Here is a 15,809-nt window from a genome sequence, read left to right on the forward strand (position 1 = left end):
CAACCCCCTTGCGCCGAACGCACCACAGCCTTATCGCTTAACCGAACGATTAAGCACACAGGAACCGCCGATGCGCTTTGAAGGCACCAGCAATTACGTCGCTACCGAAGATCTCAAGGTCGCCGTCAACGCAGCCGTCCTGCTGCGCCGTCCGCTTCTGGTAAAGGGAGAGCCCGGCACCGGCAAGACCGTGCTTGCGCATGAAATCGCCAAGGCAGTGAACGCGCCGCTCATCGAATGGAACGTGAAATCCACGACCAAGGCGCAGCAAGGCCTTTACGAGTACGACGCCGTCGCCCGCCTACGCGACGGGCAGCTCGGCGATGAGCGTGTCCACGACATCCGCAACTACATCAAGAAGGGCAAATTGTGGGAGGCCTTCACCAGCCCGACCCTGCCCGTGCTGCTGATCGACGAGATCGACAAGGCCGACATCGAATTCCCGAACGACCTTCTGCAGGAGCTCGATCGCATGAGCTTCGACGTATACGAGACGCAAGAGCGCATCGAAGCCCGGGAACGCCCGATCGTCGTAATCACGTCGAACAACGAGAAGGAACTCCCCGACGCCTTCCTGCGCCGTTGTTTCTTCCATTACATCAAGTTCCCCGATCGCGACACGATGCAGGCGATCATCGACGTCCACTTCCCCGGCATCCAGAAGACGCTGGTGAGCAAGGCGATGGAAGTGTTCTACGAAATCCGCGAAGTGCCTGGCCTCAAGAAGAAGCCCAGCACATCCGAACTGCTCGACTGGCTGAAGCTTCTGCTGAACGAGGACATGCCGCTGGACGTCCTCCAGAACCGCGACCCGACCAAGGCCATTCCGCCACTGCACGGCGCCCTGCTCAAGAACGAGCAGGACATCATGCTGTTCGAGCGCCTGGCCTTCATGGCCCGTCGTCCGGGCAACTGAGGAAGATTGACATGCCCCACGTCGGCGGATGCCTCTGCGGCGCAGTGCGCTATGCGATCTCCGCCGAACCACAGGGCGCGCGCATGTGCTGGTGCCGCGATTGCCAACGGATCGCCAGCGGATCGGCTACGGTTAACGTGCTGTTTCCGGAAGCCGCCGTGGCGATCGAAGGCGAACTCGAATCGTTCTCCATGATTGCCGACAGCGGCAACACTGTGGAACGCGGCTTTTGCAAGGCCTGTGGCGCGCAAATCTACAGTCGCACTGTTTCGCCGACCGGCCTGCCGATGCGCATCCGTGCCGGCACGCTCGACGACCCCGAACTCGCGCCGCCGACAGCAATCATCTGGGCCGACAGCGCACCGAGTTGGGCGCCAATTCCTGAAGATCTCCCGCGTCACCCGAAAGGTCCGCCGCCGGTCAGTTGAGCGTGCAGACCTTGCAGATGGCAGGGCCTTTCACTCCCGCGGGCCCAGCTTCTCCAGTTCCACCTGCGCAAACATCGCCTTTACTGCCGGCCGCTCGTTTATCTGGTCGATCCAGCGCACGAGATGAGGCGTATCCTCCTTGTTGACCAATTCCTTGAAGCCAAAAGGCATGCCGTTGGCGATGGCGAAATTGCAGATGTCGGCGAGGGTATATTGCCCCGGCACCAGCCATTCGTGATTGGCCAGATGGTCGTCCAGCTTTCGCACTGAGTAGCCGATCTTGCGCATTTCCTCGTCGAGCAGGTCCTGCGGGAAGCCTTCGCGGGCACGCCGCCACTTCACCTGTTGCTCGACCACCGGGATCGCCTTCACCTTCTCCTCGAACTCGGCGTCGCTGAGGCCCTTGACCATGTTGCCGACATAGCGGTGCCAGCCAATGGTCGAGACGCACCAGCAGAAGTATTCGTCTACCCACTTCGTCCAGATCCGCATCTGCGCGCGACCAAAGCTGTCCGCCGGACGCAGTGTCACCTCGGTCGGATATTCGTCCTCGAGGTATTCACAGATGACCGTCGATTCCGTGACGACCTTGTCGCCATCCACCAGCGCTGGAACCTGACCACGCGGATTGATGGCCTTGAACCAGTCAGTGTGATGCTCGAACTTGGCGGGATCGAGCCTATGCTTCTCGACATCGAGACCCTTTTCGAACACCGTCAGCAGCGGTTTCATCGAGTTGGCAGCCGGTCCAAAACTGTAGAGCTTGAGTGTCATGGCGTTATCCTCTCCAAGTGGAAGCACCATAGACAATTGTATGTAACACTAACAATACCCAATCGCGAAAAACCAGAAGGAAGCACACCTCCATGCCCTATTCCGGTCAATGTGCTTGCGGTTGCGTCTTCCTCAAGATCGCCGGGGAACCCATTGCGACGCGCCAATGCTGGTGCCGCCAGTGCCAGCAGATTGCCGCCGGAGGCCCGACCAACAACGCAATTTTCAAGGCGGAAAACGTCAGCATCACTGGAACGCTCGCCCATTGCGAATGGAAGGCAGCCAGTGGCAATACCCTGACGTTTCACTTCTGCCCCGCCTGCGGCACGCAGATCCTTGCACAAAGCTCGGCGCGCCTCCACCTCAAGACGGTGCGCCTTGGTGCCCTTGACGCGGGCCACGGCCTGCGTCCCGAAGCGATCATCTGGACCGAGGATGCGCCGCCCTGGGCCATGCTTGACCCTTCGCTCGAAAGCTGGCCGCAACAGCCCCCTGTCCCGCCGCCCGTCGGTTAAGGCATCAACGCTTTCCACGGGGTTGGCATGGTCTTAGGGCAGTTCAAGGCCAACAACTGCTCAAGTCAGATCACGTTGAAGCAGTCCTGCCCCGCACGCTTCAGCAACCCGCACACCGCATGCGCGCCGGGAGCACTGGCTCGCAACCGCCAATAACGACGCTGTCCGACCACTGCCGGGAGCACAGCCTTCTGGAAGCTCGCCAGTTGCGGGTACATCGCGACCGCCCCCTGCCAATGCGCATCTGCCTCGGCAGGGCTTAGCGCTGCGGCGAGCTGGATCGTCTGGACCGGTGCTGCTGCAGCCATCACTACGCTCGGGACTGCTGCGGGCTGTCCCGCCGGAGCTTGCGAATTGAGCGCCAGCGCCACCGCTCCCTCCTCCGATCGAAGGGGCGCGTTCGTGACCACCACCGTCGTCCGGTCTGCCCGCGTCAAGTCGAACAGCGCCTTGGCAAAGCTGCGCGGCAAGCGAATGCAGCCGTGCGAGGCCGGATAGCCCGGGACATGGCCGGCATGGATCGCAATGCCGCGCCAGGTCAGCCGCTGCATGTAGGGCATCGGCGCGTTGCTGTAGATGTTGGAGCGGTGAAACACCCGCTTCTGCAGAATCGGGAAAACCCCCGCCGGCGTCGAATGCCCGCGCTTGCCGGTGGAGACCGGCGAGGAACCCCAATGTTCGCCGTTCTTGAACACGTGCATCCGCTGCGACGTCTTGCTTACCACGACAAGCACGCCCGATTGCAGTACGTCCGGCACCGGCGGAGGCGATTGTGGACGGATAGGCTGCACAATTGGCTGGAAGATGGCCGGTGGCGCGATCTGCTGGATCACCGCCTCCTGCGCATCCGCCCGCGCCTCCCGGCCGAGCAACGTCAGGCCCAGACCTGCCACACCCAGCAGAAGCAAAAGGATAGCAAGCGTACTCGTGACGCGACTCATGGTAAACTGCCCTTAAGCATGTTTCTTCATGGCTTACCCGTTTGCCGCTTCCGCTCAACCGCTTATCGTGCAACAGCCCTTGCCGATCGCTGCCACAGCGCTTAATCACTCGGTTAAGTCAGAGGAGCTGCGGCCCGTGTTTTTCAATTTCGTCGACGAGTTGCGTGCCGCAGGCATCCAGGCGAGCTTCAAGGAGCACCTCGTCCTGCTCGAAGCGCTCGACAAGGACGTGATCGAGCAGACGCCGGAGGCCTTCTATTATTTGAGCCGCGCGACGTTCGTGAAGGACGAAGGGCTGCTCGACCGCTTCGACCAGGTGTTCAACAAGGTCTTCAAGGGCCTGCTCACCGACTACGGACAGCGCCCGGTTGATATCCCCGAGGACTGGCTCAAGGCCGTGGCCGAGAAGTTCCTGTCCGAAGAGGAAATGGAGAAGATCAAGTCCCTCGGTTCGTGGGAAGAGATCATGGAGACGCTCAAGAAGCGTCTGGAAGAACAGGAGAAGCGGCATCAGGGCGGCAACAAGTGGATCGGGACCGGCGGCACCAGCCCGTTCGGCAATTCCGGCTACAACCCCGAAGGCGTCCGCATCGGCGGCGAGAGCAAGCACAAGCGTGCGGTAAAGGTCTGGGAAAAGCGCGAATTCGCCAACCTCGACAACACTCGCGAACTCGGCACGCGCAACATCAAGATCGCCTTGCGCCGCCTGCGCCGCTTCGCCCGCGAAGGGGCAGCAGACGAGCTTGATCTCGACGGCACGATCGAAGGCACGGCGCGCCAGGGCTGGCTGGACATCCGGATGCGGCCGGAAAAGCGCAATGCGGTCAAGCTCTTGCTATTCCTCGATGTCGGCGGATCGATGGACCCGTTCATCAAGCTCGTCGAGGAACTGTTCAGCGCGGCAACCGCCGAATTCAAGAACATGGAGTTCTTCTATTTCCACAACTGCCTGTATGAAGGTGTGTGGAAGGACAACAAGCGCCGCTGGTCGGAACGCACCAAGACCTGGGACATCCTCCACAAGTTCGGCCACGATTACAAAGTGGTATTCGTTGGCGACGCGGCAATGAGCCCCTACGAGATCAGCCACCCCGGCGGCAGCGTCGAGCATTTCAACGAGGAAGCGGGGGCTGTCTGGATGCATCGCGTGGCGCAGACTTATCCCGCCACGGTCTGGCTCAATCCCGTACCCGAGAAGCAGTGGACCTATTCGCAATCCACCAAGATGATCAAGGACCTGATCGGTGGCAGCATGTACCCTCTGACTCTCGAAGGACTCGACGGGGCCATGCGCGAACTCACCCGCAAGAAGCACTGACTCCAAGGGGCAGACGATGGGCAAGACGATCCTCGCGCAGCGGACGGCAGGGGGTCGCTACGACCTCGTGCTGAATCGCCCCGACAAGTTCAATGCCCTGTCGCAAGCCCTCCTTGCCGAACTGCTAGCCGAGCTTTCGGGCATCGCGGCAGACGGGGACGCGCGCGTCGTCGTGCTGTCCGGTGCCGGAAAGGCATTTTGCGCCGGACATGATCTCGCCGAGATGCAGGCTGACCGCAATCTTGCCGTCTACCGCGCGCTGTTTGCCGCCTGCAGCGAAGTAATGGAGGCCATCGCTGCCCTCCCCGTGCCGGTCATAGCCAAGGTTCATGGCGTTGCGACCGCCGCAGGTTGCCAGCTGGTCGGGGCCTGTGACCTCGCCGTCGCCTCCGAAAGCGCGCGCTTTGCCGTTTCGGGCATCAACGTCGGCTTGTTCTGCTCAACCCCCGCCGTTGCACTCAGCCGCAACGTGCCTGCCAAGCGTGCGTTCGAGATGCTGGTGACAGGAAAGTTCATCGATGCCCGAACCGCCTCGGACTGGGGCCTTGTCAACACCGTCGTTCCAGCCGAGGCGCTTGATGCTGCCACGGACGATCTGGTTGGCACGATCCTCGCCAAGAACCCCGATGCGATCCGCCGTGGCAAAGCCCTGTTCAACGCCCAACGCGAGTGTTCCCGCACCGAAGCATATGCTCTCGCCTGCGAAGTCATGGCGCAAAACATGATGGACGAAAACACCGACGAGGGGATCAATGCTTTTCTCGAAAAGCGTAGACCAGTCTGGCGAAGGAATTGAGTGCCAGTTGCCAAGGCGCCCGCTGGTCCATCGGCTTTTGTCCGCTGCGACGTTCTCCCCAACAAGGCTGTGACCTTGGGCACGGTTGCACGGTTGGTGGCCATCACCGCCGTGATCGGTGGCAGCATGTATTCCCTCACTCTCGAAGGAATCGACGGGGTCATGCGCGAAATCACCTGCCAGAAGCACGGATTTTCAAGTCTGTCGGCGTACCAGTAAGCTGTCAGGCAACCTCTGCACGATAATCTGATCCGCTCCCGGCAGTCAGGTACGAACCCGAACGCAAGACCTGTTCATACAACTCAACATCGGCCCGATAGAGCCTGATTATTCTTTCGCGGGTCGCAGCAGACAGGCGAGGCATGGCCTGCGGAGTACTGTTGAGTCGGGGCAGTTCGTCCACTTCAAGCCATGTCCACAGACTTGCCGGCAACTGTCCATCGCGACCGATCGCAAACAGCCGGTCAACCGCGAGCTCGCCTTTGGCGTCTAGAACGAAATCCACTTGCGGAATGAATTGCTTGACCGTGTGCAGAAGCTTCGGTGAAGCCTCAAGCGTGTCGAGAAAACGGTCAAGCGGCATCATCCGCCCCAGGCGCCAACGCTCAAATCGGGAGGTCAGCATGAGCTCCGTACCGCCCATCAGTGTAAAGTGGTAGGCCGACAGAAACCTGTCGACCGGATCCCTGACGATTGCAAAGCTTGGAAGCGCGGTTACGTCCGGATGCAACCGACGACGCAACGATATCATCGGCAGGTGCGGCAGATTGCGGCCATATAACAAAGCCGAAACCGATGTCCCCGCCGCCTTTGGGATGTGCACGAAAAGCATACCTGCGCGCGAAATGCTGCTTTCGAGTTTCAGGCCGAACAGGACGCGCCAAAGACTGCATAGCAGAGGAAGCTCAACCAACCGGTGCCCAAGGCTGAGCACGGTGTCCCGGATCATGTCCTTGATAAACAGCACCCACTCCGGGCTGTCATGCCAGTGGATGGGATAGGGGGTGAACGCATCAAGATCGATGCTGGGATAGCTTGCCCGCACCACAACCTTGCGCATTGCAAGCAAATGCAGACCTTGTCCGAGTACAATCGAGGCCATGCCAACGAGGTGAACGTCGCCAAAAGCCCTCCCCAAGGTTTCGAGCGCAATACCGGAGACAGCGCAAGTGCCCCCGTACGCGAGCAGATAACGACGCTTCGAAAACGATCCGTCGACGAAAGTAACCTTGCGACACATCGCGAAGTCGAACGGCAGTCCGAGCAGCCTGCTAGCCAGGAGAGCAATCTGCGGATGCCCGCCCAATTTCAGCAATGTCTGGAAGCCACCGATCACTAAAACGCTCAAGATCGTCAGCACGGTCCCATAATGTACGATTTGCAAAACCCAACCGCGCAGCGCCATTCAGCAATCCCTGTTCCACCACAGTCAGCTGCGCCAGTTCGGAAATGTCTCGACAAGATGGCCAGCCGCGCCGACTTTCGAACTTCTGTTAGCACGCGGACATAACCTTCGCCGCGATAGATCCGCATAACATCCGGACCAGACGCTTCTCTGCGCGGACGCAACGATTCCACACGGCTCCTTTTGACGCGAAAAGCGTATTTCCCAGTTTCGTCACGCAGAGCATCAAGCACGAGAATCGCGCGCATTCACCACATGGAGACGAGCCTTGCCACGCATTGAGAAGGTATCGCTGGTTTTGGCCGCCCTCATCGAAGCTGCTGGATTTTCGCCATGTGCCAACGCGCAAGAAACGACGATAGAAGCGCGGACAACTGTCTTGCTACCTGAAGGCGTTGCGCCCCCGCTCCGGGTCGAAACGCCAGACTTCAAGCTCGTTCCGCTGGGTCCCGCGCTCGTGAAGATCGACTACGATGCTTACATGTCGTCGATCGAGCATTTGCAGAAGACTTTTACGCGCAACACCTCATGGCCGCACGCCGGGATAACCGACGCCGAGGCGATGACTGATATGCAGACCGAGCAGGCCCGTTTCGCGCAGCGCAAGTCGTTTGCCTACGCCGTGCTCACGCCCGATGGCAAGCGCGAGCGTGGGTGTGTCTATGTGCAGCCCAGCCCGGTCGCGGGTTATGATGCCGCCGTTCTGATGTGGGTAACCAAGACAGAGTACGATGCCGGCTTCGACAAGGACCTGCAGGCGTGGGTGATGCAATGGATTGCCCGTGATTGGCCATTCAAGAAGGTGGCCTACCCCGGCCGCACGATCAGTTGGGAAAAGTGGGACGCGCTTGTCCCGGCCAAGGCACACTGAAGGGGGCTGCGAAATCCTTGACACCGGCCCCGCATCTGCCAGCGTTTGAGCGGGAACCGATCGGCGGGGGTGATCGTGGCAGGGCATACCGTTGAAGAGCGTAAGCTTGCCCGCCGCGCGGTGATTGCCGCCACAACCGGCAACGCGCTGGAATTCTACGACTTCATTACGTTCAGCTTCTTTGCCATCCAGATCGGCAAGGTATTCTTCCCGTCGGAAGATCCGTTCGTCAGCCTGATGGCCTCTCTGGCAACTTTCGGCGTCGGCTTTGTCGGCCGCCCGCTTGGCGCTTGGGCGATCGGCGCATGGGCAGACGGGCACGGGCGCAAGCCCGCAATGCTCTTGAGCATGACCCTGATGGGCGTCTCGGTCGCCGTCCTCGCACTCACGCCGTCCTATGCCACCATCGGCGCCACTGCACCGGCGATCGTCGTGCTGGCGCGCCTGCTGCAGGGGTTTGCCTTGGGTGGCGAAGTGGGCTCGGCCACGACCTACATGCTCGAAACCGCGCAAGAACACCGGCGCGGCTGGTCGATCAGCTGGCAGGGCGCCAGCCAGGCCATCGCATCCTCGGCCGGATCGCTCGTCGGGCTTGGCCTCAGCCTTGTCCTCACGCCGGACCAGTTGACCGACTGGGGTGGAGAGTGGCCCTGCTGCTGGGCACGGTGATCGTGCCGTTCTCGCTGCTGATCCGCCGGTCCTTGCCAGAAACGATCCACGCGCCGGACCACTTGCCTGCCGGCCATGTTCCTGCCGGGGTCTGGCGCACGGTAATTCTCGGCGCGATGATGATTTCGGGCGCGACCATCGCCACCTATTTGTTCAACTATATGGCGACCTATGGCCAGAACACGCTCGGCTATTCGGCCAGCATCTCGCTGGGCAGCACGCTGGCGATCAATGTTGCGCGGTTTTTCTCAATCCTGCTCGGCGGCTGGATGAGCGACCGGTTCGGGCGGCGGCCGCTGATGATCTGGCCAACCCTGGCCTTCACCCTGGCCATCGTTCCCGCCTACATCACCCTGACCAGCGCGCATGACCCGGTGATGTTCATCGTCGTCAACGGCTTGCTCGCCTTCGTCTCGACCCTTCCCAGCGGGGCCGTCTATGCCGCAGTTGCCGAAAGCCTTCCCAAGGCAAGCCGCGCCCGCACCTTTGCGCTGGTCTATGCCCTGCCCGTCACGTTCCTCGGCGGATCGACTCAACTGGTGATCACCTGGCTGCTGAAGGTCACCGGAGAACCGATGGCGGTCGCATGGTACATGGTATCAGCCGCCGCGGTGGCCCTGCTCGCGATGTTCCTCATTCACGAAAGCGCGCCGAGGAAAGCAGCGGCGTCCCCCGCCTGATCCGCCCCCCACCAATCAATAGAGCAGGAAGCGCGCCCGATCTTCGATCCACGCCGCTTCGTCGGCTCCCGCCAAGGCGTCGAGATCACCCGCAGCGCTGGCCGCGTCGTCCACCCACTCGCGCAGCGCCGTGCCCCCATTGATCACGTCGATCGCCAGCTTGTCGAACACGTACTCGTAGGGAAAATCGCGCCAGATCGGGTAATCCGGATAGTGCCTGCGGATTGCCTTGAACGCCAAGGCCTGCAGCCGCCACGGACGGAACGCGTGGTGATCGTAGAATGCGCCCTCGGCATGGATCATCAGCGCACTGCACAAGCTCTTGGCATGCTTGTGGAATGTCGGCTCGAACCAGCATTCACGGATTGCGCAGCCCTGCATCCACTGCGGCGCGAAGCTGCGCATTTCGGCAAGGACAGCCTTGGCATCGATATCAGGCGCACCGAACAGCACTTCCAGCGGCCGCGTCGTGCCGCGCCCTTCAGACAAGGTCGCGCCCTCGATCATCACCGTCCCGGCATAGGCTCGCGCCATGTTGAGGCTGGCCGCGTTGGGCGAAGGGTTGATCCAGATCCGGCTTTCGGGCCAGCCAAAGCCGGTGCCTTCCGGCTCCCACCCTTCCATCGTGATCACGCGGTAGTCGACGTCGAGCTTGAAGTGATCGACAAACCACGCGCCCATCTCGCCCAGCGTCATGCCGTGCCGCATTGGCATCGGCCCCGCACCGACGAAGCTCTCCCAACCCGGCAGCAGAGTGGTGCCCTCGACCGGGCGCCCGGCGGGATTGGGCCGGTCTAGCACCCACACCGCCTTGCCGGTGCCACTGGTGGCTTCAAGGAGATAGAGCAACGTAGTCACGAAGGTGTAGATGCGGCAGCCAAGGTCCTGCAGGTCGAACAGAAAGACGTCTGCCGTGTCCATCATGGCTGCGGTTGGGCGGCGCACCTCACCGTAGAGGCTGAACACCGGGATGCCGTAGGTCGGGTCGAGCTCGTCGGCGGTCTCGACCATGTTGTCCTGCTTGTCGCCCTTTAGGCCGTGCTGCGGACCGAATGCCGAGGTGGTGTTCACCCCGGCAGCAACGAGCGCATCAAGCGAATGAACCAGACTCTCGGTCACCGAGGCGGGATGGGCCACCAGGGCGACGCGCTTGCCTTCGAGTGGCTTTCTGAGTGCGGGGTCGGCGAGCAGCCGGTCGATGCCGAATTTCATGGCTAGCGCGGTGCCTCAAGCGAGGCCGCGAAGCAAGATGCGTGGTGGAAGTCTGGCCGATCCTCGCGGTGCGCGATGGCCCAGTAGGACTTGTGCCCACCTTCCTCGTCGATCACCGCGGTCAACCCATAGGCGAACGGCAGCGCGGGCAAAGCCGCGGTGGGCAGCGCGACATCGAAGATCAGCACTGACTGTCCCCGGCGTGGCGTGCAGACCGGTGGACGGGGCACGGCGCGCTCAATCATCCCGTCGCGATAGCCGGAAAAATCGTAGGCCGCCCACGCCTGCGACGGTGAAAAGTTGAACTCGGCATAGGCATCGCCGCCGGCCGGCTTCACGAACAGCTCGAAACAGGTCGTCTGCCACAGCCCATCGGCGCGAACCTTGCCCGCGAAGGGTGGGACGACAAGCCGCTGCGTGCCCTCCACCCGCCAACGCAGCGTCATCCAGACGTTGTCGACCGACAGGATCCGCGCCTCGACGGAGGTTACGGTTGCAGGGGGATGCGCGGGGTGGCTAGACAAGTTCGGCATGAAGCCGGACTAACCGCTGCACGGGAGGGAATGCAATGACGGCACTTCGCAGGAGCACTATTCTCGGCATGGCCGCGGTGTTGTTGGTTGCAGGAAAGGCCAGCGCGCGCGATTTCTCCATCGGCGGCGGGATCAGTGTGACACTAGATGAAACGTGGACCGGAACTTCCATGCAGAATCCGGCAATGAAGTTCGGCGGCATGAAAGACATGATGGACGAAGCCACCGAAAGCCGTCTGCGCAGACCCGGCACTGGGGTGCTCGTGTCCTACATGAAGTTCAAGACCGACAAGCCAGCCAAGGACATCGCGATCGACGACGGCGCCAACGTCGTGAAAGCCGCCAAGACGATCTACGGGACACAGGCCGCTGAAGAACAGCCTGTTCCGACGATCCATCGCAAGGGTGATACGGTGCGGGCCTATGTCACGCTCCATCCCAGGCCTGGGGCGGGTTTAAACGTCGCACCAGGCTACCCCACAGGCTGCGTCACCACCGGCACCATCCGGCTCGGCGCGGCGATCCACAACGTCTCGATCGCCTCTGAAAGCTGCGAGAGCGCCAGTCATCAGCAAGCAGTTGCCGCCATCTTCGAAACTGGCGGCCAGTAATCCGGGCCTCGAACCCAAGCCAGGCACTTTGTTTGCTCGTGCCGGCGTGCTAGGCGCGCCGCACTATGACGAACTACAGTTCCACCCTCCTTCGCCTGCTCGACGAGCGCGGCTACATCCATCAGCTGACCGATGCCGAAGGGCTCGACAAGTTGGCCAACGAGGGCGTGGTGCCGGGATATATCGGCTTCGACGCGACGGCGCCGTCGCTTCATGTCGGCAGTCTCGTGCAGATCATGATGCTGCGCCGCCTGCAGCAGGCCGGGCACAAGCCGGTGGTGCTGATGGGTGGCGGCACAACCCGCATTGGCGATCCCACCGGACGTGACGAGAGCCGCAAGATGCTGTCCGACCAGACGATCGAGGACAATATCGCCTCGATCTTCACGGTTTTTTCGAAGCTGCTCAAGTTCGGCGATGGCCCGACCGACGCCGTGATGGTCAACAACCACGATTGGCTGGGCAAGCTCGGCTACATTGAGCTGCTCCAGGAAGTCGGCACGCACTTCACGGTCAACCGCATGCTGACGTTCGATTCGGTCAAGCTGCGGCTTGAGCGCGAACAGCCGATGACCTTCCTCGAATTCAACTACATGATCCTGCAGGGCTACGATTTCCGCCACCTCAACAAGGACATGGGCGTGCGCCTCCAGATGGGAGGCTCGGACCAGTGGGGCAATATCGTCAACGGTATCGAACTGACGCGCCGCAAGGATGGCAAGGAAGTCTTCGGCCTGACGACGCCGCTGCTCACCACTGCCGATGGCAAGAAGATGGGCAAGACTGCGGCGGGCGCGGTGTGGCTTAACGAGGACGCCCTGCCCGCCTGGGACTTCTGGCAGTTCTGGCGCAACACGGATGACCGCGATGTCGGCAAGTTCCTGCGCCTTTTCACCGATCTTCCGCTCGACGAAATCAAGCGGCTCGAGGCACTCCAAGGCAGCGAGATCAATGCCGCGAAGGTGGTTCTGGCCAGCGAGGTGACCCGTCTGGTGCGTGGCGAAGAAGCTGCGAAGGCCGCCGAAGCAACCGCATCGGCAACCTTCGCTGGCGGCGGACTCGGCCAGGATCTTCCCGTTTTCGCAACAACGGAAGACAGCATCGGGATCATCGACGCGCTTGTGGGGCTTGGCTTTGCGAACAGCCGAGGGGAAGCGAAGCGCCTTGTCGCCGGTGGCGGGGCGAAAGTCGCAGGCGAGTCTGTGACCGACGACAGCTATCGCATTGCCTTGTCGTCCGAAGAGATCCGCATTTCGTCGGGCAAGAAGAAGCACGGCATCCTTCGCCGCGCCTGAAAACACGCCCAGCCGTCAACCTTACGGGATGAATAACGGCAAAGGCTTGCCGGTTCCGGCAAGCCTTTGCCGCGGCTTTACGAATTGTTCGCCATTTCGGTTCTATATCTTCCGGCATAGTCACTCATGCGCCAGGAGGAACGATGCGCGGCGGAGCACAGCTTTCAGTCACCGACCTGCGTCGTTCGACCCGGCACCCCGTGAATCTGCCGATCATCGGCGAGCATCGCGCGCGCGGCGATATCATGCTTCACCTCGCGAATATCTCGACAACCGGGTTCATGGCCACTGGCTGCAGTGATCTTGGCCGGGGCGAACGCGTTACGGTGCGGCTCCCGGTCATCGGACGCATCGAGGCCTTCCTCGTGTGGACCGACGGCGATCGCGCCGGTTTCCAGTTCGAACGAATCATCCGACTTGATGATTTCAACAAGCTGATCCGCGCCATGCAGCCCGGCCCCGATCGCGCAGCCAGGGCTGACGTAGCGCCCTTGGGAAGCGTCGCAGCCCGGTTGCTGCGCCGGACCCAAATTTTGCTTTCTTGGCAACTTCACGGTCGGCTGGCATTGCACCGGCCGTGACCACAGCTTCTCCTGATTCCGCAACTTCGGCTTCGCCATTCTCGCCGCTTGCCATTCCCGATTACCGGCGCTTCTGGATCGCCCGCTTCTTCTCGGTGCTTGCGACATCGGGAATGGTGGTGATCCTGGGATACCAGCTTTATGACGTCGCCCGCGGACAATACGGGATGTCGATCGCCCAGGCCGCATTTCAGCTTGGCTTGCTTGGACTTGCGCAGTTTCTGCCGCTGTTTCTGCTGACTCCCGTGGCAGGAGTGGTTGCCGACCGGTTCGACCGGCGCAACGTCGCCGGGCTTGCGATGTGCATCGACCTGATGGTCGCCCTGTCACTCGCAACCTGCACTTATGCCGATGTCCTGTCGCTACCGCTGCTGTTCGGGCTTGGCGCTCTCCATGGAACCGCGCGCGTCTTTATCGGCCCTGCGCTGTCCTCCATTGCCCCCAATGTCGTACCTGCAGAACTGATGCCAAAGGCCGTGGCGATCAATTCAATGGCGTGGCAGACCGGCTCGGTCGGCGGGCCGGCGATCGCAGGGCTGCTTTTTGCAGGGCACCCGTCCTTGCCCTATTGGTTGTCGACCGGGCTCCTAGCGCTGGGCGCTTTCTGCATCTTCGGCATCCGCAGGATTCCGCCGCCGGAAAGCAACCGCAACACGCATCCCTTGCGCCAGATTCTCCAAGGCCTCTCGTTCGTGTGGAATGACCGGTTCCTGCTTGGTTGCGTCACGCTTGATCTTTTTGCCGTACTCCTTGGCGGGGCCACCGCCCTGTTGCCAGTCTTCGCCCGAGACATTCTTTTCATCGACGGGCAACCAGTTGGCGCCGATGGTCTCGGCTTGATGCGCGCAATGCCGGGTCTCGGCGCGGCGCTGGTCGCGTTCGTCCTGGCGCGCAAGCCGATCACCCAGAATGTTGGCAACAAGATGCTTTTGGGCGTCGTCATCTTCGGCCTGTTCACCATCGGCTTCGGCATCTCTACGAACTATTACCTGTCGCTGCTGATGCTCGTCGGCATCGGCGCAGGAGACATGGTTTCGGTATTCATCCGCAGCACGCTCGTGCAGCTGCACACCCCGGATGACGTTCGTGGACGAGTCTCGTCCATCTCCGGCCTCGCCATCTCCGCATCCAACGAACTGGGCGAGATGCAATCGGGTGTGGCTGCCGCCCTGATCGGTGCTGTCGGCGCCGTGATCTTCGGCGGCATCAGCGCCATCGCCGTGACAGCGGCATGGTTTTTCCTTTTCCCGGAACTGAAGAACGCGCGAACCTTTGCAGCGCGGTACAGATAGTCCTAGGTTGTCCTCAAGACTCCAACCAATCCCTTCACCACAAGGAGCAAGCGACATGAGAGCGGATTCCATCCTCGCCACTATCGGCAACACCCCGCATGTTCGCCTGTCCCGCCTGTTTCCCGACCACGAGGTATGGGTGAAGAACGAGCGCGCCAATCCCGGCGGCTCGATCAAGGACAGGATCGGCCTCGCCATGATCGAGGCTGCGGAGGCTGACGGCAGCCTCAAGCCCGGCGGCACGATCATCGAGCCGACCTCGGGCAACACCGGCATCGGCCTCGCCATGGCGGCGGCGGTCAAGGGCTACAAGCTCGTGCTCGTCATGCCCGAATCGATGTCGCTCGAACGGCGCCGCCTGATGCTCGCCTATGGCGCCACCTTCGATCTCACCCCTCGCGAAAAGGGCATGAAGGGCGCGATCGAACGTGCCCGCGAACTCGTCGAATCGACCGAGGGCGCGTGGATGCCCCAGCAGTTCGACAATCCTGCCAATGTCGCCATCCACGTGCGGACGACCGCGCAGGAAATCCTCAAGGACTTCGCCAGCGAACCGATCGACGCGCTGATCACCGGCGTCGGCACGGGCGGCCACCTCACCGGTTGCGCCGAGGAGCTGAAGAAGCACTGGCCTTCGATGAAGGCCTACGCTGTCGAGCCGACGCTTTCGCCGGTCATCTCCGGTGGCCAGCCTGCCCCCACCCGATCCAGGGCATCGGCGCCGGCTTCATCCCGGGCAACCTGCATACCAAGTCGATCGACGGCGCCATCACCGTCGATCCGGCCGAGGCAAAGGAAATGGCTCGCCAGTGCGCGGCCAAGGAGGGCATCCTTGTCGGCATCTCTTCAGGCGCGACCTTGGCAGCGATTGCCCAGAAGCTTGAAACCCTGCCTGTCGGCAGCCGCGTGCTGGGCTTCAACTACGATACCGGCGAACGCTATCTCTCGGTGCCGGACTTCCTGCCGGAGTAA

The 15,809-nt window shown here is 61.7% G+C and carries 18 protein-coding genes and 1 pseudogene; 13 read left to right on the forward strand and 6 right to left on the reverse strand.

The features are described from left to right. Nucleotides 1–70: 70 nt before the first annotated feature. Nucleotides 71–916 (forward strand): MoxR family ATPase, encoded by an 846-nt coding sequence (locus C7W88_RS13790; RefSeq protein WP_039331145.1) that lies wholly within the window; start codon nucleotides 71–73, stop codon nucleotides 914–916. An 11-nt stretch (nucleotides 917–927) separates the two neighbouring features. Further along, on the forward strand, nucleotides 928–1,344 hold the full coding sequence (locus C7W88_RS13795) for a GFA family protein (protein WP_118073970.1): 417 nt from the start codon (nucleotides 928–930) through the stop codon (nucleotides 1,342–1,344). Between the two features lie 30 nt (nucleotides 1,345–1,374). On the opposite strand, the gene C7W88_RS13800 is transcribed toward C7W88_RS13795, so the two are convergent. Then, nucleotides 1,375–2,118: a glutathione S-transferase family protein gene (locus C7W88_RS13800; protein ID WP_162896062.1), complete on the reverse strand. Its 744-nt coding sequence runs from the start codon at nucleotides 2,116–2,118 to the stop codon at nucleotides 1,375–1,377. A gap of 92 nt (nucleotides 2,119–2,210) precedes the next feature. Here C7W88_RS13800 and C7W88_RS13805 point away from each other — a divergent pair, with 92 nt between their 5' ends. After that, complete coding sequence (locus C7W88_RS13805; RefSeq protein ID WP_118073972.1) at nucleotides 2,211–2,633, forward strand: GFA family protein; 423 nt, start codon at nucleotides 2,211–2,213, stop codon at nucleotides 2,631–2,633. Nucleotides 2,634–2,698: 65 nt separating this feature from the next. Here the strand turns inward: C7W88_RS13805 and C7W88_RS13810 are convergent, their stop codons facing one another. Next, nucleotides 2,699–3,574: a L,D-transpeptidase family protein gene (locus tag C7W88_RS13810; RefSeq protein ID WP_118073973.1), complete on the reverse strand. Its 876-nt coding sequence runs from the start codon at nucleotides 3,572–3,574 to the stop codon at nucleotides 2,699–2,701. 136 nt (nucleotides 3,575–3,710) lie between these two features. Here C7W88_RS13810 and C7W88_RS13815 point away from each other — a divergent pair, with 136 nt between their 5' ends. The 3 genes from C7W88_RS13815 to C7W88_RS13825 are packed head-to-tail and all read left to right on the forward strand — an operon-like array spanning nucleotide 3,711 to nucleotide 5,907. Then, on the forward strand, nucleotides 3,711–4,892 hold the full coding sequence (locus C7W88_RS13815; RefSeq protein WP_118074780.1) for a VWA domain-containing protein: 1,182 nt from the start codon (nucleotides 3,711–3,713) through the stop codon (nucleotides 4,890–4,892). Nucleotides 4,893–4,908: 16 nt separating this feature from the next. Further along, on the forward strand, nucleotides 4,909–5,688 hold the full coding sequence (locus tag C7W88_RS13820; protein ID WP_118073974.1) for an enoyl-CoA hydratase: 780 nt from the start codon (nucleotides 4,909–4,911) through the stop codon (nucleotides 5,686–5,688). Further along, a complete protein-coding gene (locus tag C7W88_RS13825) occupies nucleotides 5,689–5,907 on the forward strand; it encodes a hypothetical protein (protein WP_118073975.1) in 219 nt (72 codons plus the stop codon). Between the two features lie 4 nt (nucleotides 5,908–5,911). Here C7W88_RS13825 and C7W88_RS13830 read toward each other — a convergent pair whose 3' ends face one another. After that, nucleotides 5,912–7,093 carry a sulfotransferase family 2 domain-containing protein gene (locus C7W88_RS13830; protein WP_118073976.1) on the reverse strand — a complete coding sequence of 394 codons (1,182 nt, stop codon included), beginning with the start codon at nucleotides 7,091–7,093 and terminating at the stop codon, nucleotides 5,912–5,914. A 268-nt stretch (nucleotides 7,094–7,361) separates the two neighbouring features. Here C7W88_RS13830 and C7W88_RS13835 point away from each other — a divergent pair, with 268 nt between their 5' ends. From C7W88_RS13835 to C7W88_RS23145, 3 genes are all read left to right on the forward strand, one after another. After that, nucleotides 7,362–7,964, forward strand: coding sequence for a twin-arginine translocation pathway signal protein (locus C7W88_RS13835; RefSeq protein ID WP_240344667.1), 603 nt, complete (start codon nucleotides 7,362–7,364; stop codon nucleotides 7,962–7,964). 75 nt (nucleotides 7,965–8,039) lie between these two features. Further along, nucleotides 8,040–8,633, forward strand: coding sequence for an MFS transporter (locus C7W88_RS23140; protein ID WP_205525188.1), 594 nt, complete (start codon nucleotides 8,040–8,042; stop codon nucleotides 8,631–8,633). Next, entirely contained in the window at nucleotides 8,609–9,313 is a 705-nt protein-coding gene (locus C7W88_RS23145) for an MFS transporter (protein ID WP_205525189.1), read from the forward strand. The genes C7W88_RS23140 and C7W88_RS23145 overlap by 25 nt, the downstream gene beginning before the upstream one ends. Before the next feature lie 15 nt (nucleotides 9,314–9,328). Here C7W88_RS23145 and C7W88_RS13845 read toward each other — a convergent pair whose 3' ends face one another. Continuing rightward, the gene (locus tag C7W88_RS13845; protein WP_118073977.1) at nucleotides 9,329–10,525 is read right to left on the reverse strand and encodes an exo-beta-N-acetylmuramidase NamZ domain-containing protein; all 1,197 of its coding nucleotides are present in this window, start codon (nucleotides 10,523–10,525) and stop codon (nucleotides 9,329–9,331) included. A gap of 2 nt (nucleotides 10,526–10,527) precedes the next feature. Next, nucleotides 10,528–11,058 carry a DOMON-like domain-containing protein gene (locus C7W88_RS13850; RefSeq protein WP_118073978.1) on the reverse strand — a complete coding sequence of 177 codons (531 nt, stop codon included), beginning with the start codon at nucleotides 11,056–11,058 and terminating at the stop codon, nucleotides 10,528–10,530. A gap of 35 nt (nucleotides 11,059–11,093) precedes the next feature. Between C7W88_RS13850 and C7W88_RS13855 the strand changes: the two genes are divergently transcribed. Further along, nucleotides 11,094–11,669: a hypothetical protein gene (locus C7W88_RS13855; RefSeq protein ID WP_162896063.1), complete on the forward strand. Its 576-nt coding sequence runs from the start codon at nucleotides 11,094–11,096 to the stop codon at nucleotides 11,667–11,669. A 65-nt stretch (nucleotides 11,670–11,734) separates the two neighbouring features. Continuing rightward, a complete protein-coding gene (gene tyrS / locus C7W88_RS13860) occupies nucleotides 11,735–12,964 on the forward strand; it encodes a tyrosine--tRNA ligase (protein WP_118073980.1) in 1,230 nt (409 codons plus the stop codon). A gap of 164 nt (nucleotides 12,965–13,128) precedes the next feature. Here tyrS and C7W88_RS24820 read toward each other — a convergent pair whose 3' ends face one another. Continuing rightward, nucleotides 13,129–13,584, reverse strand: coding sequence for a hypothetical protein (locus tag C7W88_RS24820; protein WP_205525316.1), 456 nt, complete (start codon nucleotides 13,582–13,584; stop codon nucleotides 13,129–13,131). Between C7W88_RS24820 and C7W88_RS13870 the strand changes: the two genes are divergently transcribed. Both C7W88_RS13870 and cysK read left to right on the forward strand, forming a co-directional pair. Next, nucleotides 13,542–14,837: an MFS transporter gene (locus tag C7W88_RS13870; protein WP_240344669.1), complete on the forward strand. Its 1,296-nt coding sequence runs from the start codon at nucleotides 13,542–13,544 to the stop codon at nucleotides 14,835–14,837. The two genes, C7W88_RS24820 and C7W88_RS13870, sit on opposite strands and share 43 nt — an antisense overlap. 55 nt (nucleotides 14,838–14,892) lie before the next feature. Further along, a pseudogene (cysK, locus tag C7W88_RS13875) lies at nucleotides 14,893–15,809 on the forward strand (cysteine synthase A).

Origin of the sequence: Novosphingobium sp. THN1, assembly GCF_003454795.1 — a bacterium.
GTDB lineage: Bacteria > Pseudomonadota > Alphaproteobacteria > Sphingomonadales > Sphingomonadaceae > Novosphingobium.

What these genes read in the sequence shown, in the direction of transcription:
- C7W88_RS13790 (WP_039331145.1), top strand. Translation starts at nt 71, where the DNA reads ATGCGCTTTGAAGGCACCAGCAATTACGTCGCTACCGAAGATCTCAAG.
- C7W88_RS13795 (WP_118073970.1), top strand. Translation starts at nt 928, where the DNA reads ATGCCCCACGTCGGCGGATGCCTCTGCGGCGCAGTGCGCTATGCGATC.
- C7W88_RS13800 (WP_162896062.1), bottom strand. Translation starts at nt 2,118, where the DNA reads ATGACACTCAAGCTCTACAGTTTTGGACCGGCTGCCAACTCGATGAAA.
- C7W88_RS13805 (WP_118073972.1), top strand. Translation starts at nt 2,211, where the DNA reads ATGCCCTATTCCGGTCAATGTGCTTGCGGTTGCGTCTTCCTCAAGATC.
- C7W88_RS13810 (WP_118073973.1), bottom strand. Translation starts at nt 3,574, where the DNA reads ATGAGTCGCGTCACGAGTACGCTTGCTATCCTTTTGCTTCTGCTGGGT.
- C7W88_RS13820 (WP_118073974.1), top strand. Translation starts at nt 4,909, where the DNA reads ATGGGCAAGACGATCCTCGCGCAGCGGACGGCAGGGGGTCGCTACGAC.
- C7W88_RS13830 (WP_118073976.1), bottom strand. Translation starts at nt 7,093, where the DNA reads ATGGCGCTGCGCGGTTGGGTTTTGCAAATCGTACATTATGGGACCGTG.
- C7W88_RS13845 (WP_118073977.1), bottom strand. Translation starts at nt 10,525, where the DNA reads ATGAAATTCGGCATCGACCGGCTGCTCGCCGACCCCGCACTCAGAAAG.
- C7W88_RS13850 (WP_118073978.1), bottom strand. Translation starts at nt 11,058, where the DNA reads ATGCCGAACTTGTCTAGCCACCCCGCGCATCCCCCTGCAACCGTAACC.
- C7W88_RS13855 (WP_162896063.1), top strand. Translation starts at nt 11,094, where the DNA reads ATGACGGCACTTCGCAGGAGCACTATTCTCGGCATGGCCGCGGTGTTG.
- tyrS (WP_118073980.1), top strand. Translation starts at nt 11,735, where the DNA reads ATGACGAACTACAGTTCCACCCTCCTTCGCCTGCTCGACGAGCGCGGC.
- C7W88_RS24820 (WP_205525316.1), bottom strand. Translation starts at nt 13,584, where the DNA reads ATGGCGAAGCCGAAGTTGCGGAATCAGGAGAAGCTGTGGTCACGGCCG.